At 58.7% G+C, this 21,165-nt stretch carries 21 protein-coding genes; 3 read left to right on the top strand and 18 right to left on the bottom strand.

The features are described from left to right. The first annotated feature begins 281 nt into the window (after positions 1-281). A complete protein-coding gene (locus tag F8N44_RS17405) occupies positions 282-440 on the top strand; it encodes a DUF3309 family protein (RefSeq protein WP_169432680.1) in 159 nt (52 codons plus the stop codon). A 74-nt stretch (positions 441-514) separates the two neighbouring features. Here the strand turns inward: F8N44_RS17405 and F8N44_RS17400 are convergent, their stop codons facing one another. From F8N44_RS17400 to F8N44_RS17355, 10 genes are all read right to left on the bottom strand, one after another. Next, positions 515-2,608 (bottom strand): LTA synthase family protein, encoded by a 2,094-nt coding sequence (locus F8N44_RS17400; RefSeq protein ID WP_150651147.1) that lies wholly within the window; start codon positions 2,606-2,608, stop codon positions 515-517. 300 nt (positions 2,609-2,908) lie between these two features. Beyond that, positions 2,909-3,514, bottom strand: coding sequence for an START domain-containing protein (locus tag F8N44_RS17395; RefSeq protein WP_122597194.1), 606 nt, complete (start codon positions 3,512-3,514; stop codon positions 2,909-2,911). 41 nt (positions 3,515-3,555) lie between these two features. Beyond that, entirely contained in the window at positions 3,556-3,810 is a 255-nt protein-coding gene (locus F8N44_RS17390; RefSeq protein ID WP_150651146.1) for a YkgJ family cysteine cluster protein, read from the bottom strand. Between the two features lie 166 nt (positions 3,811-3,976). After that, complete coding sequence (locus F8N44_RS17385) at positions 3,977-4,447, bottom strand: translation initiation factor 2 (RefSeq protein WP_150651145.1); 471 nt, start codon at positions 4,445-4,447, stop codon at positions 3,977-3,979. A 78-nt stretch (positions 4,448-4,525) separates the two neighbouring features. Beyond that, complete coding sequence (locus F8N44_RS17380; RefSeq protein WP_016985994.1) at positions 4,526-5,965, bottom strand: PLP-dependent aminotransferase family protein; 1,440 nt, start codon at positions 5,963-5,965, stop codon at positions 4,526-4,528. Between the two features lie 202 nt (positions 5,966-6,167). Next, positions 6,168-6,980 carry an OmpA family protein gene (locus F8N44_RS17375; RefSeq protein ID WP_150651144.1) on the bottom strand — a complete coding sequence of 271 codons (813 nt, stop codon included), beginning with the start codon at positions 6,978-6,980 and terminating at the stop codon, positions 6,168-6,170. Then, a complete protein-coding gene (locus F8N44_RS17370; RefSeq protein WP_150651143.1) occupies positions 6,977-7,333 on the bottom strand; it encodes a DUF4398 domain-containing protein in 357 nt (118 codons plus the stop codon). The genes F8N44_RS17375 and F8N44_RS17370 overlap by 4 nt, the downstream gene beginning before the upstream one ends. A 9-nt stretch (positions 7,334-7,342) precedes the next feature. Then, a complete protein-coding gene (locus F8N44_RS17365; RefSeq protein ID WP_150651142.1) occupies positions 7,343-8,164 on the bottom strand; it encodes a substrate-binding periplasmic protein in 822 nt (273 codons plus the stop codon). An 80-nt stretch (positions 8,165-8,244) separates the two neighbouring features. Continuing rightward, a complete protein-coding gene (locus tag F8N44_RS17360; RefSeq protein WP_034155324.1) occupies positions 8,245-9,174 on the bottom strand; it encodes an electron transfer flavoprotein subunit alpha/FixB family protein in 930 nt (309 codons plus the stop codon). Between the two features lie 2 nt (positions 9,175-9,176). Continuing rightward, positions 9,177-9,926 carry an electron transfer flavoprotein subunit beta/FixA family protein gene (locus F8N44_RS17355; RefSeq protein ID WP_007908338.1) on the bottom strand — a complete coding sequence of 250 codons (750 nt, stop codon included), beginning with the start codon at positions 9,924-9,926 and terminating at the stop codon, positions 9,177-9,179. 552 nt (positions 9,927-10,478) lie between these two features. Here F8N44_RS17355 and F8N44_RS17350 point away from each other — a divergent pair. Next, complete coding sequence (locus F8N44_RS17350; RefSeq protein WP_016985998.1) at positions 10,479-12,143, top strand: electron transfer flavoprotein-ubiquinone oxidoreductase; 1,665 nt, start codon at positions 10,479-10,481, stop codon at positions 12,141-12,143. A 184-nt stretch (positions 12,144-12,327) separates the two neighbouring features. Here F8N44_RS17350 and F8N44_RS17340 read toward each other — a convergent pair whose 3' ends face one another. After that, on the bottom strand, positions 12,328-13,218 hold the full coding sequence (locus F8N44_RS17340) for an AraC family transcriptional regulator (RefSeq protein WP_150651141.1): 891 nt from the start codon (positions 13,216-13,218) through the stop codon (positions 12,328-12,330). A 192-nt stretch (positions 13,219-13,410) separates the two neighbouring features. Here F8N44_RS17340 and F8N44_RS17335 point away from each other — a divergent pair, with 192 nt between their 5' ends. Then, positions 13,411-14,463: an NAD(P)-dependent alcohol dehydrogenase gene (locus F8N44_RS17335; protein ID WP_007908332.1), complete on the top strand. Its 1,053-nt coding sequence runs from the start codon at positions 13,411-13,413 to the stop codon at positions 14,461-14,463. On the opposite strand, the gene F8N44_RS17330 is transcribed toward F8N44_RS17335, so the two are convergent. The 7 genes from F8N44_RS17330 to F8N44_RS17300 form a co-directional block, all read right to left on the bottom strand. Further along, on the bottom strand, positions 14,460-15,263 hold the full coding sequence (locus tag F8N44_RS17330) for an IclR family transcriptional regulator (protein WP_007908330.1): 804 nt from the start codon (positions 15,261-15,263) through the stop codon (positions 14,460-14,462). The two genes, F8N44_RS17335 and F8N44_RS17330, sit on opposite strands and share 4 nt — an antisense overlap. 60 nt (positions 15,264-15,323) lie before the next feature. Then, on the bottom strand, positions 15,324-16,634 hold the full coding sequence (locus tag F8N44_RS17325; protein WP_150651140.1) for an MFS transporter: 1,311 nt from the start codon (positions 16,632-16,634) through the stop codon (positions 15,324-15,326). A 170-nt stretch (positions 16,635-16,804) separates the two neighbouring features. Beyond that, positions 16,805-17,953, bottom strand: coding sequence for a galactonate dehydratase (dgoD, locus tag F8N44_RS17320; RefSeq protein ID WP_150651139.1), 1,149 nt, complete (start codon positions 17,951-17,953; stop codon positions 16,805-16,807). Between the two features lie 61 nt (positions 17,954-18,014). Further along, complete coding sequence (locus tag F8N44_RS17315) at positions 18,015-18,635, bottom strand: 2-dehydro-3-deoxy-6-phosphogalactonate aldolase (protein ID WP_150651138.1); 621 nt, start codon at positions 18,633-18,635, stop codon at positions 18,015-18,017. A 19-nt stretch (positions 18,636-18,654) separates the two neighbouring features. After that, positions 18,655-19,644, bottom strand: coding sequence for a 2-dehydro-3-deoxygalactonokinase (locus F8N44_RS17310; protein WP_150651137.1), 990 nt, complete (start codon positions 19,642-19,644; stop codon positions 18,655-18,657). Positions 19,645-19,936: 292 nt separating this feature from the next. Further along, positions 19,937-20,431, bottom strand: a complete 495-nt coding sequence (locus F8N44_RS17305) for a hypothetical protein (RefSeq protein ID WP_095188562.1) — start codon at positions 20,429-20,431, stop codon at positions 19,937-19,939. Beyond that, on the bottom strand, positions 20,424-21,164 hold the full coding sequence (locus tag F8N44_RS17300) for an alpha/beta hydrolase (RefSeq protein WP_150651136.1): 741 nt from the start codon (positions 21,162-21,164) through the stop codon (positions 20,424-20,426). Before F8N44_RS17300 ends, F8N44_RS17305 begins: the two co-directional genes overlap by 8 nt. Between the last annotated feature and the right edge of the window lies 1 nt (position 21,165).

Genomic DNA, 21,165 nt, shown 5'->3' with positions numbered 1-21,165 from the left:
CCGGGGAAGATGCGCGGAGTGTAGCGAAGGATCGGCGCGCGCCCACGCTCCATCAGATTGCTGAATGGTGAGGGCAAACCGTGGCGGGCTGGATTTCATCAAACGGCGTGAGTTCTCAACTAGCCGAGCGGAAAAAGGAAATAAACGAGCAATCCAAATACATTAAAAAAACATTGAATTTTCTTTCATGCGCGCCAGTCGGAACTTGTAAGCCGGCTGGAATTACTTAGTCTCCAGTCGCCCCCTGAACACAAGACTTCTCGCACGCTATCAACAAGGAAATCGACATGGGCACAATTCTAATCATTATCCTGATCCTGTTGCTGATCGGTGGTCTGCCGGTCTTCCCGCACTCCAGAAGTTGGGGTTATGGTCCTTCAGGCATTATCGGCGTGGTGTTGGTGGTGCTGTTGGTCCTGCTGTTACTCGGTCGGATATAACGCTTCAAGCGCAAAAAAAGAGGCCCTGTTCAGGGCCTCTTTTTTATTGCGCGGATTTTACTGTCGGCAAGCGATCAATCCGGCTTGCCGTGGATGACACCGGCGGTGTTGTCCATCAGGCTCTTGGTTGCCGTTTGCAGGAACGCTTCGAGTTTGAGCCTCAACTCGGCAGTGCGCGGTGCATTCGGAACGACTTCGGCATGCGGGTTGGCACCCAGCTGGTACTGCCACATTTTCGGACCCATGTCCTTGTCTCTCGGCAACACCAGAATCTGGTCGGCCGTGACAATAGCGGTGGTCTGCTCACTGCCCGATGGCTTGATCACACCGAAACCGGTGTCGCCTTCCGGCAGGTTGAGCAAGTCGCGGCCCCAGCACTGATGGCGCACTTCGCCGCCCAGACGGCCCATGATGGTCGGCACGATGTCGATCTGCGTGCCCACGGTGTGGTCACGGCTACCGAACTTCTCCTGAATGCCCGGTGCGATCATCAGCATCGGCACGTTGAAGCGACCCAGGTCCATTTCGGTGATCTGGCGCTCGTTGCCGAAGCCGTGGTCGCCGACGATGACGAACAGGGTTTCCTTGAAGTACGGCTCTTTGCGCGCCTTCTCGAAGAACTGACCCAGCGCCCAGTCGGAGTAGCGCATGGCGGTCAAGTGTTCGTTGAGGCTGCCACGATCGGTCACGCGCTCGACCGGCAATGGCGTCGGCAAGGCGTATGGCGTGTGGTTGGACAGGGTTTGCAGCAGCGCATAGAACGGCTTGCCGTTTTCGCGCGCTTTCAGCTCCTGCAGGCCACGGTCGAACATGTCTTGGTCGGACACGCCCCAGGTCGGATCGGAGAACACCGGGTTGACGAAGTCGTTACGGCCAACGAAGTTGGTCATGCCCTGGTTGCTGAAGAAGCCCGACTGGTTGTCCCAGGCGAAGTCACCGTTGTAGACGTACACGTCGTCGTAGTCACGGGCGCTGAGCACCTGCGGCAGGCCGGACAGCTTGTGGCTGCCTTCCGGGGTCTGCATCAGGTATTCGAAACCTGGCAGGTTGGGGAAGCAGGCCATGGTCGCGAACATGCCCTGGTGGGTGTGCGTACCGTTGGAGAAGAAGCGGTCGAACAGCAGGCCTTCCTTGGACAGTTTGTCCAGGTATGGCGTGATGTTGCCTGGCGCGCCCAATGCACCGACCGAGTGACCGGCCATGCTTTCCATCAGGATCACCACAACGTTCTTGATCGGCAGGGTCTTGTCGGCCGGCGGCGTGTAATCACGGCGTACAGCGGCAATATCGGCATCGACCAGTTTGTCGTCTGGCATCAGCAGCATGTCGCGCACGACTTTCTGCGCCTGCTCTTGCGGCAACGTGGCTTTCCAGATGTTGTCGCGATCCTCGCCCATGCGCGACTTGGCGGCCTCGATCAGCGACAGCGTGGCGTTGAGGCCGAGCTGGTTGGCGAAGTTGGAATCGGTGGTGTACACGTCACCCCAACGCATTGGCGGGCCCTGACGCAGGGTGCCACGAGCGGCAACCACGCAGATCAGCAGGCAGACCACGAACACCGCCAGCCGGGTGTACCACGGCGCGACCTGACGGCTGCTGACGCTACCGCCGCTGAAAGGCCCGCGCGGACGCGTGGCACGATCGGCACCTTTGAACGCGAGGGTCAGAATGACAGTGCCGATGACCCACGCCAGCAGGTAACGCACCACCGGAAAACCGTACCAGAGCATGCTCATCACGGTTTTCGGGTCTTCCTTCACGTACTGAAACACCAGACCGTTGAGGCGCTGGTGGAACTCGCGGTAGAAGTCCATCTCCATCAGGCCGAGGAACAGCGCGATGCTCGAAGCGATGGTCAGCCACAGACGGAAGAAACCGCGTGCGGCCATGGCGCGGGCACTGAACAGTGCCAGCACCAGCGGAATGCACAGGTAAACCACCAGGCGCAGGTCGAAACGCAGGCCATTGGCGAAGGCTTCGAGGAAGGTCGAAGCCGGAGTGTCGAGGATCATCTCGCGGTTGTAGACCAGCAGCGCGAGGCGCAGCACGGAAAACATCACCATCATGACCAGTGCACACAGCAGCGTGTAGGCCAGATGCGATTTGACGGTCGGTTGCAGCAGGCGAGCAGAAGATCGCTGCTGATTCAGGGCGTCCGGGTTTGCCATGTCGTTTTAGGACCCATTGGAAGTTGAAGTTGCAAAAATACAGCGGCGCCATGCCCTCTATTGGTCATTCCAGACCCCGGGGCTTGCGCGGTGCGCAAATGTTGCACGATCACCCGCACCATTGCCATTGATTACTGCCCCGCCGCCAGACACTTTCATTTAAGGCAGAGGGCAAACAGCGCGGGCGAATTGTCAGGAACACTTTGTGAAAATTTCGTGCAACGCATATCTGGAAACACAATATAGATACAAAACAAAACGCCCCGACTTGTTCGGGGCGTTTTGCTGAACGCGGGCCGATTACTTCTCGGCGCGTTCTTTCAGAGCTTTCAAGGTGTTGAACGGCGCATCGACGACGAACTTGTTGGCAACCATCGCCGGCACGCTGCCGCCTGGCTCGGTGTGCACTTGATAGGTCACTTCAACCTGGTCGCCCTTCGGTACGAACTTCCAGAAGCCTTTGACCTGCTGCACGCGGACAAAGCCTTTTTCTTCAGGAACGTAGGTCGGCAGACCTTTGAGGTTGCGGGTCAGGCTGCCGTCGGCGCCTTCGACGGTGGTGACTTCAATCACCGAGTCACGCGGAGTTACCGGCCAGGGCGTATTGAACTGGCTATAGGTCCAGCTCTTGTCGCCCTCGTGCTTGAGCAGTTTCTGGGTCTTGCACTCGTGAATCCAGGCGCAGGCACCAGCGACGTCTTCCTGAAGTGCGCGCAGTTTGGCGACGGTGGTTTTCATCAGCGCAACGCCTTGGTAAGACTTGTAGTCCGAACCCGGCACTTCACTGAGGGAAACCTTGATGCCGTCCTCGTTCTTGGCGACTTTCCAGTCTTCAGCCTGAGCGACGGACGTGGCCAGCACAGCGGTCAAACCACACAACACAGCGATACGATGCAGCGAACCCATAGTCTTATTCCTTATTGTTGAAGTTCCGTTCGTTTGACACATCACGCCGCGGTCATTTGCTCCCACCAGCCGATCAGCCTGATCGCTTCTTCCGAGCTGCTGCCGCAGACTTCGATATCGGCAGAGAAGCCGGAACAGACTGCCGGGCGCTCCGGGCGGCCGAAAATGCTGCACAGGTTTTCGACCGAAAGCTGCACGCAACGTTCGCCGGCAGGTTTGCCATCAGGCATGCCGGGAATCGGCGAACTGATGGAAGGGGCAATGCAGCAAGCGCCACAGCCTTCACGGCATTTCATGACGAACAATTCCTCGCGACGGGCGATGTGTAAAAGGGACGCGGAACAGAGTAACCGCTAAAACGGCTGTTTCAAATTGCCGGAACCGGGGTTTTTAGCGATAACTCAATGTGACTGACCAGTCTGCGACAAAGCGTCTGGTCTGCGGGTCACAGATGGGTTGGTTTTACTGTTTGAATTCGAAATCCAGCGCCGCGCCTTCGACTTCCCGGCGCTCTTCGTTGCGCAGTTGCAACTGCATTTCGTTGCTGAGCAAGCGGCCATTGAGCTGGACTCCGTTGTTTTTCTCGCCAAACATCTGCGGCAGGATCGGCTCGCGCTTGGGCAATTCAACCGTGCCCTTGGGCTTCAGTTCCTCGACCATGTCCTTGGGCAGGCTCAAATCGAGTCTGGCCGACGGTAACCTGGTTTTTACCACTTCACTGGCGGGTTTTGATTTCGAGGCGACCGGCTTGCGCTTCTTGATGACTTTTTGCTGGGTTTTCTTCGCCGTAGCGGTCTTCTGCGCGGGCGGATTTTTTTTCGCGGGGCTCGTCGCAGCCGGTTTTTCCTGAACCGCAGCGGCCACAACGCCAGGCGCCTGACCGATCATCAGCAAACCCAGCAAAACCCAAGCAGCAGGAGCAATCGCTTTCATGGACCCAACGACACTAACGGCAGAGGGCCATATGCTCGCTTGTTGGACGCCACAAGACAAGCATCACCCGCCGCCCGTTCAGAATCCGCCAGCCGTTTCCTGACACAGTTGAGTCGCCAACAGACCCAGCGTCATCAACGCCCGCTCCGCCTCACGGTTCCACGGAATCCCGCAGTTCAGGCGGATACAGTGGTTGAACTGCTCGGTATTGCTGAAGATCAGCCCCGGGGCAATGCTGATGCCCTGCTGCAACGCACGCACATGCAATTCTTGTGTATTGACCCTGCCCGGCAGACTCACCCAAAGGATGAAACCGCCCGTGGGCCGGGTCATTTGCGTGCCTTCGGGGAAGTACTGCTGCACCGCCAACTGGAAGGCGCTGAGGTTTTTCCGGTATTCCTGGCGGATGTACCGTAAATGCCGGTCATAACCGCCGTTTTCCAGATAAGCGGCAATCGCCATCTGCGTCACGCTGCACGCCGAATGGGTGCTGAAGGTCTGCAAGCGCTGGATTTCCTGCTGATACTTGCCCGCAATCATCCAGCCGATGCGTACGCCGGGGGACAAGGTTTTAGAGAAGCTCGAGCAGTAGATCACCCGATCCAGTCGGTCATAGGCCTTGAGCGCTTTGGTTTTGCCTTGCTCGAACATCAGTTCGCCATAGATATCGTCTTCGACGATCTGGATATCGAAATCCGAGGCAAGACGCAGCAACTGCTTCTGCCGCTCTTCGGGCATGGTACCGCCCAGCGGATTGCTCAGGCGCGTGGTCAGCACCAGCGCTTTGATAGACCATTGGTTGGCCGCCAGTTGCAGGGCTTCGAGGCTCATGCCGGTGGCGGGATCACTAGGGATTTCGATGACCTTCAAGCCGAGAAGATCGGCCAGTTGCAGCAGGCCGTAATACGTCGGCGACTCAGCGGCGATCAGATCGCCCGGGCGGGTCAGCACACGCAACGACATCTGCAGGGCATCGACGCAACCGTGGGTGATCACCACTTCCGACGGATCGACCACCACACCGGCATCGCGCATACGGATTGCCACTTGCCGGCGCAACGGTTCAAAACCCGGGCTGAACATGTAGCTGAAGGCTCGCGGGCTATGGAAACGGGTGACCTTGGCCAGTTGCTGATGCAGTGCGCGCACCGGCAAGTAATCGACACTCGGCACGGCGGCACCAAGCGGGAACACGCCTTCGCGGCGCGATTCGACCAGAACCTGTTGAATGATGCTGCTGCGCGTGACCAGACCAGGACGCTCGACCCGGGCAATATCCGGCGTCGGCGCAGTCAGCGCGGGGGTCTGGTGCACGTAATAACCGGACTGCGGGCGCGCCCGAATCAAGCCCTGATCTTCGAGATTGGCGTACGCCTGCAACACCGTCGCATGGCTGACATTGAGCTGCGAACTCATCTTGCGTACCGAAGGCACGCGCTCCCCCGGTTGATAGACACCACGGCGGATGTCTTCGGCCAGTTGCTGAGCAATACGTTGGTAGAGCAAGAGATTGGTCATGACGCAGCACTCGATTTCACGGGCATTTTATTCTTGTGTGAAACAATACCGGAACAGTTTAGAAGTGTACTGGGACAGTTGCCACATTACTCGACCATACAGTGCGGTGTCTGCCCCTCGCTGTACTGATTTGCGACCTGATCGACAGACGTAAAAAAGCCCGGCACTGCATGACAGTCCGGGCTTTCCAGAGACGCAACCCTTAACGGGCGGCGCCGAGCTGGCCTTTTTCGTCGGAGAAGACAATCTCCACCCGCCGGTTCTGTGCCCGCCCGCGCTCGGAAGCGTTGGCGTCCACCGGATATTCGTCGCCGTAGCCTTCAACCTGAATGCGCTTGTCGTCGATACCCAGGTCCATCAGCACGTCCGCCACCGATTGTGCGCGGTCACGGGACAGTTTGAGGTTTTCCTGTTTGCCGCCGGTGCTGTCGGTGTAACCCTCGATGCGCACCACGCGTTTCGGGTTCAGTTGCAGGAACTGCACAATCTTCAGTACCACGCGGTTGGCCGAGTTTTTCAGTTCGGCTTCACCGGTGTCGAACAGCACATCGCCAAGGGTCATCACCAGACCACGATCAGTCTGCGTGGTGGCCAGTGCGACGATTTGCTCTTCGAGCCATTTGCCCTGCTGCTGCACGCTCAGCAGTTTCGACTCACGCAGGGCCAGTTGCAGGCGCTGACGTTCCAGTTCGAGCTTCGCCGCGCGCTCTTCGTTGAGCACCTGATTGGTGTGCTCGCGTGCGATCTCGCTGTAGCGCTGGCTCAGGTAGGCGTAATGCACCACGTCCGAACCGCTGCCCCAGTAGGTCGACAGGCGATCGGCACGGGCCAGCGACTCACCGGCACGGATGACGTCTTTCGGCGCGATACGCAGCACGTTGGAGTCTTCCTTGACCTTCTGGAAGTCAGCGCTGGCTTCTTGCAGAGCAGACTCGCTGTGTTGCCCGGCACAGCCGTAAAGGCTGGCGCAACCGGCGAGGATCAGACCGCCGAAAACTTTCGACTTGAGGCTCATTGGGCATCTCCCAGTTGCTTGCGCAGTCGGACGATGCGGGTATTGAGCACATTCACCTGTTCTTCACTTTTTTGCGTCAGCACTTTGGCTTCGGCCAGACGAGCATCCAGTTCAGCTTGTTCCGAACGCATACGCGCGTTGCGGTAGGACTCGTCCGCCATGTTGCCTTTGGCGCGGTTGTACTTGGTTTCGGCCAGTTTCATTTCCGGCACTTCGTCGGCGGTGGCGCCAACAGCCTTGGCCTGGATTATGGCTTGCTCGGTCAGGCGCATTTGTTCAACGGGTGCCGGATCGGTTGCGCAACCGGCCAGAGCCAGAACGGCCACAGCCGCGAAAAGAGGTCGAATACTCACTAAGAATCCCTACTGTTTTGGGGCACTGACAGGTTGTTGCGGCTGTTGCTGCTGCGCCTTCCAGCGCTCGATGTTGCGTTGCAGCGCGGCTTCCGTCAGTCCGGACGCGGGCAATTCTGTCATCTTTTTGGCTAGCTGTCCGCGCAACCACGGATCGTTGCACGCCGAGTTGTGGGAAACCGCGAGGAACAGGCCCGGGCGGTCGATGGGTTGCTCGAACGCCTGCAAGTCATTGGTCATGCCCAATGCCTGCGCGGCGGCCAGCCCTGAGTAGCGGCCGGCGAGTACATATTCCACTTCGCCGAGGAGCAGTTTCTGAAAGGCCTGAGTGAGGTTGGCTGTCCGGGTGAGGGTCAGATTCTGCTCGGCGAAAGTGCCGAATGCCTGGGTGATTCGAGACTTTTCCGACAGCGCACCTGCGTGGCCGTGCAGGTCTTTGGCTTCGCCGTAGACCAGGGTCGAGCCTTTGCGCGTCCACACCAGGTAGTCGTTTTCCAGCAATGGCGGATAGATGTAGTCGAGGTTTTCCAGCTCAGTGAAGGTCAGCGGCGCGTCGGCCAGCATGTCCATGCGCCCGCTGCGCACTTCGTCGAGGGCTTGCGAGCGTTTGCCGGCGTAGAGCAACTCGACTTTGATGCCCAAGTCCTTGGCGACTTGTTGCAGCAGGTCGGCGCTGGCACCGATCAACTGTTTCGGATTCTGCGGGTCCTGCCACAGATACGGCGGTGCATCCGGGCTACCAGTCACGACAAGGCGCTCGCATTTGCCAGCGGCCATGGCCAAACCTGGCAACAGGGCCAATCCCAACAACCATCCGCAGCGCAGATCCATGGCAAAACGCTCCCACTCAAATCCGAGACAAAAAAAAGCCCGACCAACAGGTCGGGCTCTTTATAAGTGAAGCGGCTGGATTAGACCAGCTTCTCCAGCTCAGGGACGGCTTCGAACAGATCCGCCACGAGACCGTAATCGGCCACCTGGAAGATCGGCGCTTCTTCGTCCTTGTTGATCGCAACGATCACTTTGGAGTCTTTCATGCCGGCCAGGTGCTGGATCGCGCCGGAGATACCGACGGCGATGTACAGCTGTGGCGCAACGATCTTGCCGGTCTGACCGACCTGCATGTCGTTCGGAACGAAACCTGCGTCGACCGCAGCACGCGAAGCGCCGACGGCAGCGCCCAGCTTGTCGGCCAGGGCGTACAGGTGTTTGAAGTTGTCGCCGTTCTGCATGCCGCGGCCGCCGGAAACGACGATCTTGGCAGCGGTCAGTTCCGGACGATCGGACTTGGCCAGTTCTTCGCCTACGAAGCTCGAAGTGCCAGCGTTGTGCGCAGCAGCAACCGCTTCAACGGCAGCCGAACCACCTTCAGCAGCAACCGGGTCGAAACCGGTGGCACGCACGGTGATCACTTTGATCGCAGCGGTCGACTGTACGGTAGCGATGGCGTTACCGGCGTAGATCGGACGCTTGAACGTGTCAGCGCTTTCGACCGAGATGATCTCGGAGATCTGGTCAACGTCCAGCTGCGCAGCAACGCGCGGCAGGATGTTTTTGCCGTTGGAGGTCGCGGCAGCCAGGATGTGGCTGTAACCAGCGCCCAGCTCGGCTACCAGCGGAGCGACGTTTTCCGGCAGCTGATGCGCGTAAGCGGCGTTGTCAGCGTTGAGGACTTTGCTCACGCCAGCGATTTTCGCTGCGGCTTCAGCCACGGCGCCAGCGCCTTGGCCGGCAACCAGAACGTGGATGTCGCCGCCGATTTTGGCAGCAGCAGCCACGGTGTTCAGTGTGGCCGGGGCCAGCACTTTGTTGTCGTGTTCAGCGATTACCAAGATAGTCATGATCAGATTACCTTCGCTTCGTTTTTCAGTTTCTCGACCAGTTCAGCCACCGACTTGACCTTGATGCCTGCGCTGCGTGCAGCCGGCGCTTCGACTTTCAGGGTCTTGTTGGTGGAGGCGGTGGAAACGCCCAAAGCGTCCGGAGTCAGCACTTCGAGAGGCTTCTTCTTGGCTTTCATGATGTTTGGCAGGGACGCGTAGCGCGGCTCGTTCAAACGCAGGTCGGTGGTGACGATTGCCGGCAGTTTCAGGGAAACAGTCTGCGCGCCGCCGTCGATTTCGCGGGTCACGGCAACGCTGTCACCCGAGACTTCGACTTTCGATGCGAACGTGCCCTGACCGTAGCCGCTCAATGCAGCGAGCATCTGGCCGGTCTGGTTGTTGTCGCTGTCGATGGCCTGTTTGCCGAGGATCACCAGTTGCGGCTGTTCCTTGTCGACCACAGCCTTGAGCAGCTTGGCCACGGCGAGCGAGGTCAGATCTTCAGCGGATTCGACGAGGATGGCACGGTCGGCACCCAGAGCCAGTGCGGTACGCAGCTGCTCCTGAGCGGTGGTCGGGCCGATGGAGACGACGACGATTTCAGTCGCAACACCTTTCTCTTTCAGGCGTACGGCTTCTTCCACTGCGATTTCGCAGAACGGGTTCATCGACATCTTGACGTTGGCGAGATCGACGCCGGAATTGTCCGCCTTGACGCGAACCTTGACGTTGTAATCCACAACGCGTTTGACAGCTACAAGAACCTTCATGGATTCCTCGTTACTCTCCGGTGAAAAGAAAGTCGCCTAGGCGAACCTGGCGGTTGATGCTCATCAGGCTAAAAGGGCACCTCTAAAAACGCCGACCGGGGTGCGAAGTGATTCCACGATGTGAGGGGGGGTGCGACCGTTCGTCAGTGGTGACCGACAAGTCATTGATCCTCACGCTGTGTAAACTGCGCGCCAGACTGCGCTGCGCATCACTCTCAACCGCCTGTGCCCTGTCTTTAGACGTGCTCTTGAAACCGCCAGTCTGCCTACGACGAGCGCAAAACCGCCCGTATCTTGACCGGAACGCCTATTCCGGTCAATACAGCAAAATGACCATTCATAAGCCGCGCTTCTTTGATTTCTCTGGGCTGGAGCCGATTCAAACAAACGTTTGTATTGGACGCTCGGAGTGGTGTAGATATAATGCGCCGCCTAGAGAGAAAGGTCGGTCTCCAATATTCCCCTTGACGTTAACGTAAAGGAATAGCGGATGCGACATCAAACCTCCAAATTAGAAAAAAAAACTGTTGAGCCTTGAGTAGGAGATAGCCTGTGGAACGCGAATACATGGAATTCGACGTGGTCATCGTCGGTGCCGGCCCCGCTGGCCTGTCCGCCGCCTGCCGTCTGAAGCAGAAGGCCGCCGAAGCCGGTAAGGAAATCAGCGTCTGCGTGGTCGAAAAAGGCTCCGAAGTCGGCGCACACATCCTCTCCGGTGCCGTGTTCGAACCACGCGCTCTGAACGAACTGTTCCCGGACTGGAAAGAACTCGGCGCACCGCTGAATACGCCAGTGACCCGCGACGATATTTTCGTGCTGAAAAACGCCGAAAACGCGCAGAAGATTCCAGACTTCTTTGTGCCCAAGACCATGCACAACGAAGGCAACTACATTATCTCCCTCGGCAACCTGTGCCGCTGGCTCGCTCAGCAGGCCGAGAACCTTGGCGTAGAAATCTACCCAGGCTTCGCCGCTCAGGAAGCGCTGATCGACGAGCAAGGCGTGGTGCGCGGGATCATCACCGGTGATCTGGGCGTCGACCGCGAAGGCAATCCGAAAGAAGGCCTGTACACCCCGGGCATGGAACTGCGTGGCAAGTACACGCTGTTCGCCGAAGGCTGCCGTGGCCACATCGGCAAGCAACTGATCAAGCGCTACAACCTCGACAGCGATGCCGACGCTCAGCACTACGGCATCGGCCTGAAAGAAATCTGGGAGATCGACCCGGCCAAACATCAGCCAGGCTTGGTGGTGCACACCGCTGGTTGGCCGCTGGACATCATGGGCACCGAAAACACCGGTGGCTCGTTCCTCTATCACCTGGAAAACAACCAGGTGGTGGTTGGTCTGATCGTTGACCTTTCCTACAGCAACACCTACCTGTCGCCGTTCGACGAGTTCCAGCGCCTCAAGCATCACCCGGTGCTGGCTCAGTACCTTGAAGGCGGCAAGCGCATCAGCTACGGCGCTCGCGCGATCTGCAAAGGTGGCCTGAACTCGCTGCCGAAAATGGTCTTCAAGGGCGGCGCGCTGATCGGTTGCGACCTCGGCACCCTGAACTTCGCCAAGATCAAAGGCAGCCACACCGCGATGAAGTCGGGCATGCTCGCCGCTGAATCGGTAGCTGACGCGCTGTTCGCGGAAAAGGACGGCACTGAAGAACTGACCACTTACGTCGACGCGTTCAAGAAGAGCTGGCTTTACGACGAACTGTTCGCCAGCCGTAACTTCGGTCCGGCGATCCACAAGTTCGGCGCCATCGTCGGTGGCGGTTTCAACTGGCTGGACCAGAACATCTTCGGCGGCAAACTGCCGTTCACCCTGCACGACACCAAGCCGGACTACGCTTGCCTCAAGCTCGCGGCCGACTGCAAGAAGATCGACTATCCGAAACCGGACGGCAAACTCAGCTTCGACAAACTCAGCTCGGTGTTCATCTCCGGTACCAACCACGAAGAAGAACAGCCTTGCCACCTGAAGCTGACCGACCCGAGCATTCCGATCAGCAAGAACCTGCCGCTGTACGACGAACCGGCGCAGCGCTACTGCCCGGCCGGCGTGTACGAAGTGATCACCAAGGAAGACGGCGAGAAGCGCTTCCAGATCAACGCCCAGAACTGCGTGCACTGCAAGACCTGTGACATCAAGGACCCTTCGCAGAACATCACCTGGGTCACGCCGGAAGGCGCTGGCGGCCCGACTTATCCGAATATGTAAGTCGAACCGCTGAACAACAAGGCTCCCGAATCGGGGGCCTTTTTGTTGCCCAAAATTCCTCTGACACCACAAAACAACTGTGGGAGCGAGCCTGCTCGCGAAAGCGGTGTGTCATATAAAGATGATGTCGATTGATACAGCGCATTCGCGAGCAGGCTCGCTCCCACAAGGGATCTTCGTCGGATCAGGCAGCGCGCTCGTCACCCGGACTACGCTCGAAATAGCGCTTGTACTCGCGACTGAACTGCGACGTACTCTGATACCCCACCCGATGCGCCACCTGCGCCACACCCAGCCCTTCCGCCACCAGCAACGTCTGCGCCTTCAACAAGCGCAAACGCTTCAGATACTGCACCGGCGACAACAACGTGCTGCGTTTGAAATGCTCATGAAAGGTCGACACGCTCATGTTCGCGCAACCGGCCAGGGTCTCGACATTCAACGGCTCGGTGTAATGCGCATGCAGATGACTGATCGACGCCGCCACCCGCGCGAATTGCCCCTGCTGCTCGACCAGCGCCCGCAACACATCGGCCTGCGGCCCACGCAACGCCACGAACAACAACTCGCGCACCCGCGCCGGCCCAAGAATCTGGCGTTCCAGCGGATCGTGCAGGCAACTGAGCAAACGTTCGACACAGCCACGCATGTCATCGTCGAGCACCACCGAGGTCATCGACTCCGGTGTCTGCGCCGGAATATGCCGCCCCGGCGCCAGCCCCATGGCCAGCACCAACTCACCGAGCAACACCCGATCAATCGCCACGGAAACGCCGAGCAACGGCGCATCCGGCAAGGCAAACGTCTCGCACTCGAACGGCACCGGCAGCGCCTGAATCAGATAATGCCCGGCGCCGTACTCCATGGTGCGCGGCCCGAGAAACGCCAGTTTGCTGCCCTGGGCGATGATCATCAGGCTCGGCTCATAAATGTGCGGGCCACGGGCGACGTCACAACTGGCGCGCAACACCTGCACACCGGGCAATCCGGTCTGACTGTAACCATCGCGCAGCGCCAACGGTTCGATCAGCGAAACCAGCCGCGCATTGGCATCAAGATGACGGGTCAATTGCATCGAATTGTTCTTCACAAAAAATCACGAAAATAAGGGATGAAAGCATCATCGCAGATCCTTTTGCCAATGCGACCGATCAAACCCGTATGCCGGAGGATTAGGCATGAGACCCGGAGGAATCGTCATGGCCGACCGGTCAGTCGATGCCCAAAATGCGCCGCCTCACTTGTTCCAGCTTTTGCGAGGTTTCACATGTACACCGCCATCGGTTATGCCGCCCAATCGGCCACCACCCCCCTCGCCCCGATGAAGTTCGAACGTCGCAGCCCGCGCGCCGACGACGTTGCCATCGAGATTCTCTACTGTGGCGTCTGCCACTCCGACATCCACCAGGCGCGCAACGAATGGGGCATCGCCGTTTACCCGTTGATGCCTGGCCATGAGATCGTCGGAAAAGTCACCGCGATCGGTGCGAATGTCACTCAACACAAGGTAGGCGATCTGGTCGGCGTTGGCTGCATGGTCGACTCGTGCCGCACCTGTGAAGCCTGCCAGTCGAACCTTGAGCAATATTGCCTCGAAGGTCCGACCATGACCTACGCCACCCCGGATCGGGTCGACGGCAGCAACACCATGGGCGGCTATTCGGACAGCATCGTCGTCAGCGAGCACTTCGTGGTGCGCATCCCGGAAAAACTGGCCCTCGCCAGCGCCGCGCCGATTCTCTGTGCCGGCATCACCACCTACTCGCCGCTCAAGCACTACGGCGTCAAGGCCGGCGACAAGGTCGGGATTCTCGGCATGGGCGGCCTCGGCCACATGGGCATCAAGTTCGCCAAGGCCATGGGCGCCGAAGTCACGCTGTTCACCCGCTCGGCAAGCAAGGCTGAGGAAGGCCGCCGTCAGGGTGCCGATCATGTGATCGTCTCCACCGACGCCGAGCAGATGAAAGCCGCGGCCGGTTACTTCGACTTCCTGCTGGACACCATTCCGGTGCAGCACGATCTGAACCCGTACCTCGACACCCTGCGTTTCGACGGTGTGCACATTCTGGTCGGTTTGATCGAGCCGATTGATCCACCGGTACATGCCGGCAAACTGGTAATGAGCCGTCGCGTGCTGGCCGGTTCGTTGATCGGTGGCGTTGCCGAAACCCAGGAAGTGCTGGATTTCTGCGCCGAACACAACATCACCTGCGACATCGAAATGCTCGACATCCGCCAGATCAACGAAGCTTACGCCCGGATGATCGCCGGCGACGTGAAGTACCGTTTCGTGATCGACATGGCGACGCTCAAGGTTTAAATCTTTAGGCCGAGTTCCGCCGAGAGCCGGGCTGTGACCCCTTTGATCAGGGGAATCAGCTCGGCCATTTTTTCCAGCGGCATGTATGGCACGGTGCTGGCGATACTGATCGCCGCAACAATGCCCTTGCTCGCATCGCGAATCGGCGCCGCCACACAGCGGATCGACGGTTCGTTGTCTTCCAGATCGAACGCGTAGCCCCCGGCGACGTACTCGGTCATGCGCTGTTCAAGCTGTTCCCACGACTGCTGGGGATGCTGCGGCCAGAACTGACTTTTCCCACCGGCCGGCAGGCTGATGTCGTACAGCCGCTGCCAATCTTTCGGCGAGTCATCGAGCATCAACGCCTTGCCAATCCCGGTGCGTGCCAGCGGCATGCGATGGCCGACCCGCGAACGCATTTCCGGGCCATTGCGTCCCGGGTTCTTCAGCAGATACAGCACTTCGTCGCCTTCACGAATGCCCAAGTGCACCGTATCGCCGGTCAGCGCCGACAACTCGTCCAGATAGGGCCCGGCCAGCGTCACCAGCGGCAACTCTTCGCGGGCCTGAAAACCCAGTTCGATCAACTTCGGCCCGAGCAGGTAACCGACTTGCGGCACCACGCGCAGGTAACGCTCATCAACCAAGCAACTGGCCAGACGATGGGTGGTGCTGCGCGTGGTGCCGATCAGCCGGGCAATTTCCTTGAGATCGCGGGCGCCACTGGCCACCGCTTGCACCACGCCGAGGCCGCGCAATAGCGTCTGCGTGCCGGTGGGCGCGGCGTCCTTGGTTTTTTCCGGAGCGTCTTCCTGCATATCCAGCCTTTACCGTTGAGCGAGGGAACGGGCGGCATTATGGTCGCCCGACGCAGACCACTACAACTCGATACGCTCGACCTTGCCGACCAGCAGCACGTAGGACAAGGCACCGATCAATGCGAGAACCGCGATATAGGTGATCGCCGGCGCGAAAGAATCGCCACTGGCGAGGAAGCCAATGACGATCGGCGTGGCAATCGCCGACAGGTTGCCGATGAAGTTGAACACTCCTCCGGTCAGCCCCAACAACCGCGCCGGCGCCAGCGTCGACACCAGCGACCAGGTGATCGAAGCCAGACCGTTGCCAAAGAACGCCAGCGCCAGAAAGGCAATCACCAACGGCGTCGACTCAACGAAGTTGGCGCCGATGATCGAAGTGGAAATCAGCAGTCCGCCGATGATTGGCAACTTGCGCGCAAATCCCACGGTGCAGCCGCGACGGATCAGGAAATCGGAAAAGAACCCGGAACACAGCACGCCAATAAACGCGGCGAGAAACGGCAGCGACGCCAGCAGGCCGGACTTGATGAAGTCCATGCCGCGATACTTCACCAGATAGGTCGGGAACCACGTCAGGAAAAACCACAGCGTCGAGTTCAGGCAAAACTGGCCGAGGTAGATGCCCCACAACTTGCGCTTGGTCAGGACGATGCCGAGATCGGTCCAGCTGAATTTGGCTTTGACCTTGGCCGATTCCTGCTGAATATCGACCAGACCACCGCCCTCGCGGATCAGGTCGATTTCAGCTTCGTTGGCGCCGTTGAAATCCCGCGGCTCGCGATACACCGCGTACCAGATCGCTGCCCAAATGATGCCGACGGCACCGGTCGCGACGAACACCATGTGCCAGCCGAATTCGTGTTGCAGCCAGGCCAGCACCGGGGTCAGAAATGCCAGGCCGACGAACTGCCCGGAGGTGTAGAAACCGATGGCCGTGGCGCGTTCACGCTCGGGAAACCACGTCGTCACCACGCGACTGTTGATCGGATAGGCCGGTGCTTCCAGCGCGCCGACCGCCATGCGCAGCACGAACAGCGCGATGAAACTGGCGGCGAAACCGAGCATCACCGTGGCCAGCGACCACAGCAGCAACGCGACGCTATAGAGGATGCGCGGCGGCACGCGATCGACCAGCCAGCCGCCGGGAATCTGCATGGCGGCGTAGGTCCAGCCGAACGCGGAGAAAATCAGGCCGACGTGAATCGGGTCGATGCCCAGATCACTGGTCAGCGCCGGCGCGGCAATAGACAGATTGCTGCGGTCGAGGTAGTTGATGACCACGGTGATGAACAGCAACACCATGATGAAAAACCGCTTACGGCTGGGCGTGACTAAAGACGCCTGCCCGGTGAGGGTTTGCGGTTGCATGGGGAGAGCCTCTTTTTATGTTTATTGAGGACAGTCGTAAATCTGTACCGGCCCCTGTGGGAGCGAGCTTGCTCGCGAAGACGGCGGCACATCCGACATCGATGTGACTGACCTGCCGCATTCGCGAGCAAGCTCGCTCCCACAGGGTTTTGTGGTGTGTCAGGCAGTCCTCACCACTCGGCAAAGCTGCCATCGGCATGACGCCAGATCGGGTTGCGCCAGCGATGCCCGACCGCCGCGCGCTCGATCACATATTCCTCGTTGATCTCGATACCCAACCCCGGGCTGTTCGGAATCTTCACGAAGCCTTTGTCGTAATCGAACACGCGTGGATCTTTCACGTAGTCGAGCAAGTCATTGCTCTCGTTGTAATGGATGCCCAGGCTCTGCTCCTGGATAAACGCGTTGTAACAAGCCGCGTCCAGTTGTAAACACGCCGCCAGCGCAATCGGCCCCAGCGGGCAGTGCAGCGCCAAAGCCACGTCGTAGGCTTCGGCCATGTTGGCGATCTTGCGGGTTTCAGTGATGCCGCCGGCGTGGGAAGCATCCGGCTGAATGATGTCGACGTAGCCTTCGCTCAACACGCGTTTAAAGTCCCAACGCGAGAACAGCCGCTCGCCGAGGGCAATCGGAGTGCTGGTCAACGGCGCCAGCTCTTTCAACGCTTCATAGTTTTCGCTGAGCACCGGCTCTTCGATAAACATCAGTTTGTACGGATCGAGTTCCTTCATCAGCACCTTGGCCATCGGCTTGTGCACGCGGCCATGGAAGTCGACGCCGATGCCGACGTTCGGCCCTACGGCATCACGCACAGCGGCAACGTTGGCCAGCGCCAGATCGACTTTCTCGAAGGTATCGAGGAATTGCAGTTCTTCGGTGCCATTCATTTTCACCGCAGTAAAACCACGGCTCACCGCCTCTTTCGCCGCACGCGCGGTGTCGGCCGGACGGTCGCCGCCAATCCACGAATACACACGAATCTTGTCGCGCACCTGGCCACCGAGCAGGTCGCTCACCGACACCCCGAGGGCCTTGCCCTTGATGTCCCACAGCGCCTGATCAATACCGGCCAGTGCGCTCATGTGAATCGCACCGCCACGGTAGAAGCCGCCGCGATAGAGCACAGTCCAGATGTCTTCGATGTTGCGTGGGTCTTTGCCGATCAGGTAGTCGGACAATTCTTCAACGGCAGCCGCGACGGTATGCGCGCGCCCTTCAACCACGGGTTCGCCCCAACCGGTTACGCCCTCGTCGGTTTCGACCTTGAGGAAACACCAGCGCGGCGGGACGATGAAGGTGGTGAGTTTGGTGATTTTCATCTCTGCTCTCTTTTGTAAATGCAGCTCTTATTAGATGCAGCGCACGCAGCGCCAGAAAGTCTTAGCGAAGGGCCTTCCACGCGGCCACGTAGGCCTTGGCATTTACCGCCACCTGCTCCGGCGTCATGCCCGGTTTGAACAGGCCGGAGCCGAGGCCGAAACCTTTCACACCAGCATCGATAAACGCCTGCATGTTGTCCGGCGTGATACCGCCGACCGGCGCCAGCACCGTTCCCGCCGGCAACACCGCGAGCCAGGCTTTGACGACCGCCGGGCCCATCTGCTCGGCCGGGAACAGCTTGAGAATGTCCGCGCCCTCCTCCAGCGCCGCGAACGCTTCGGTCGGCGTGGCAACGCCCGGCGACAGAAACAGCCCCGCCGCCTTTGCCGCGCGCAACACCTTGGCGTCGCTGTGCGGCATGACGATCACCTGGCCGCCGGCCTCTTTGACCAACTCGACCTGCTCCGGCGTCAGAACCGTGCCGGCACCGATCAGGCAATCGGCGGGCAAGGTCTTGCGCAGGATGCGGATACTTTCGTACGGCGAAGGGGAATTGAGCGGTACTTCGATGACGCGAAATCCGGCCGCATACAGGACTTCTCCGACAGCGGCGGCTTCCTGCGGATGCAGGCCACGCAGAATCGCGATCAGACCGTTTTGCGCCAATGCTTGCTTGAGCATGTCAGGCCTCCAGTCAGGGTTAACGGGATGAGGAATCGATCAGTCCGGCGGCCAGCGCCAGTTGCCACAAGCCACGCTCGGTGGCCTGTTCGGCCAGGGTCACGTTGGCGAAACCACAGGCATCGAGGGCACGGCTGTAGCGCGCGCAGAGTTGCGCGTTGCCGATGAGGATGATCGAAGGAAGATTCGGATTGTTGCGACGACGTCGCTGAACCTTGGCGAGGGCCGCCAGTTCATGGCCGATCATCAGGCCGGACAGATAATCCGCCTGCGCGGTCGGGCTGAGTTCGCCGGTCAGACCCAAGGTACGGGCACTGAACAACGTCGACAGCACGCCGAGTTCACCGTCCGCCGACTGCGCAACCTGCACACCGCGGTCAAACGCCAGAGCATCGAACGTCGCGCCTTGCTTCAGGGTACGACCGAGAATGCTGTGTTCACTGAGCACGGCGAACACTTCGCCGGTCATGAAGGTATCGAAATGAGTGATGCAGCCATCGACCACGTCGACCCATTTCGAGTGACTGCCCGGCAGCCCTATCAACAGATCAGCACCCGCCTCGACCGGCAGATTCTGCAGCACGCCAAGGACCTGGGTTTCCTCGCCGCGCATTACGTTCGGCAGACGCGAACGCTGAATCACGCCTGGCACGATATGCACCACGGTGCCGCGCAGACTGATCACTGTTTGTAGGGATTTTCCGAGATTGGCGACGTTCGCCGGCGTCTCGCAGTAGGCCGCTTCACGCCAGCCCTGTGCGCTGCCAACCATGCCGCAGGCAATCACTGGCAGATTCGGCTGCGCATCGAGCCAGTCGCCGCACGCCTCGTCGAAGGCCAATTCAAAACCATCGGTGCATTCGCCACCGTTGATGACTCGCGGAGTCTTCGGCAGTTGCATGATCCCGGACGACAGCGCGCGCTGCTCCAGCACCACACCGCCCGCCGCGAGTTTGTAAGCACGTAATGAGGTCGTCCCCCAATCGAGCGCGATCAATTGCGCCAGCATCGCTTCACCTGTTTTGTTTTTGGCAGTGAGTGCGACGGACTATAAACCCACGAGCTGTCATATCTCAATATATAAATATCAATCCCATATTATGAGATAAACAAGAGCGAGCAGGCTGCGGATTTCAGTCAGGGTTACGCCTACTGGAAAGCGGCCTTCGATAAAAAGAAGGCCGGAGCTTTCAAGGTTTCCGTGCGAAAGGCGCTTGATGGGTTGCTCAGTGGCAACTGGGAACGACAGAGGCGTGTTAAACCGGATCAAGGCTTCCTGCGATCAGGCAGGAAGCCCCTTCTCAGTACTTGTTGATTTCCTTTAACAGATCAGCAACAGGAATGTTCATCACGTCTGAATAGTAAATTTTGTAAGAGTAGGAGTTGATTCTGACTTTGCATGCGATTGACTGTCGGCCCGCTAACACAGTGCGTAAATCCTCGCTGCTCATCAGCGTGTCACTCGATGAGTCTTTCACTCTGCGAAACATCAGATCCGCTTTGAAGGCTGTTCCGTCAGCAGGCGCAACGGTTTCAATCCAGCCCTCACCATACTGATTCAGATTGCGCGGTTGCGAGAAATCCATCCCCTCACCCAAAGAGCAGAGCAAAGACTGGCTTATTTTTGACTTGAATAGTTTGTCGACATCGACATCGGATGAAAATCTGACTTGATAGATGTTTCGGTCCAGGTATCGCTCGACTCCCAGATATTCGATTTTGGCAGTAGGTTTTCCGTGGCTGATCGCACATGAAGCACACAGCGAAAACATCAAAAACAGAATTAGATTACGCACATTTCCTCCCTTTAAAATGCAACACCACCGACTCCATCAAAACATCTCTGGCTGACATCCCCGTCCCAAGATCGGCAATATAAATGGCCCAGGCATCCGCATGGTTCACGTCAACTCTGCCATTCATGTTCGGACCGCTTTTCATATCCCACTGCTCTCCGAAATCTGCCACAAGGTCAGAAAAATTCCAGTCCCTGGCGTCGGCTCTTGCATTCACCCAATATTCAGCTTTAGGCGTAGGTTCTTTCTGATAGATATTTGAAATACCCCATACAATCTGTCCTTCTCCGACCGGATCAAGAGTTACCAGTACCGGAATTCGGTACCCCTTGTCGGCCAGGACTTTTGACAAGTGAGCCCCGTTCCACCCTCCCAGACTGTGTCCGATAATGTAGACCGGTGTCGTAAGGTCTGAAATTTTATCCAGTACGCTTGCCTTGAGCCCGTCTTCACTGACGAACGCGTTATAGCCAATATGGTGTGCGTCGTACGTATCCGCGCAGAGCTCCTCCGCATCCATATTCTTCACAAAGATTTTCAGTGCTTCGGCAACGTTATTGTTAGGCCCGGTTCCGTAATAACTTTCTTTATCGCCCGCTCCACCCACAAAAAACAGCACAATCTTTTTCGGAGCGACCGTAGCCTGCTTAACCGTTCCATCGGTTTTACAGGTCAAGTCATGTGTCACGACCAGCCTTTGGCATCCTTTCAAATCAGGGTTTTCAGCAGTCATC

Source organism: Pseudomonas fluorescens, from assembly GCF_902497745.1.
GTDB classification, from domain to species: domain Bacteria; phylum Pseudomonadota; class Gammaproteobacteria; order Pseudomonadales; family Pseudomonadaceae; genus Aquipseudomonas; species Aquipseudomonas fluorescens_BM.
The sequence above is the reverse complement of the archived record's forward strand: the minus strand, read 5'-3'. Positions and strand labels throughout refer to the sequence as shown.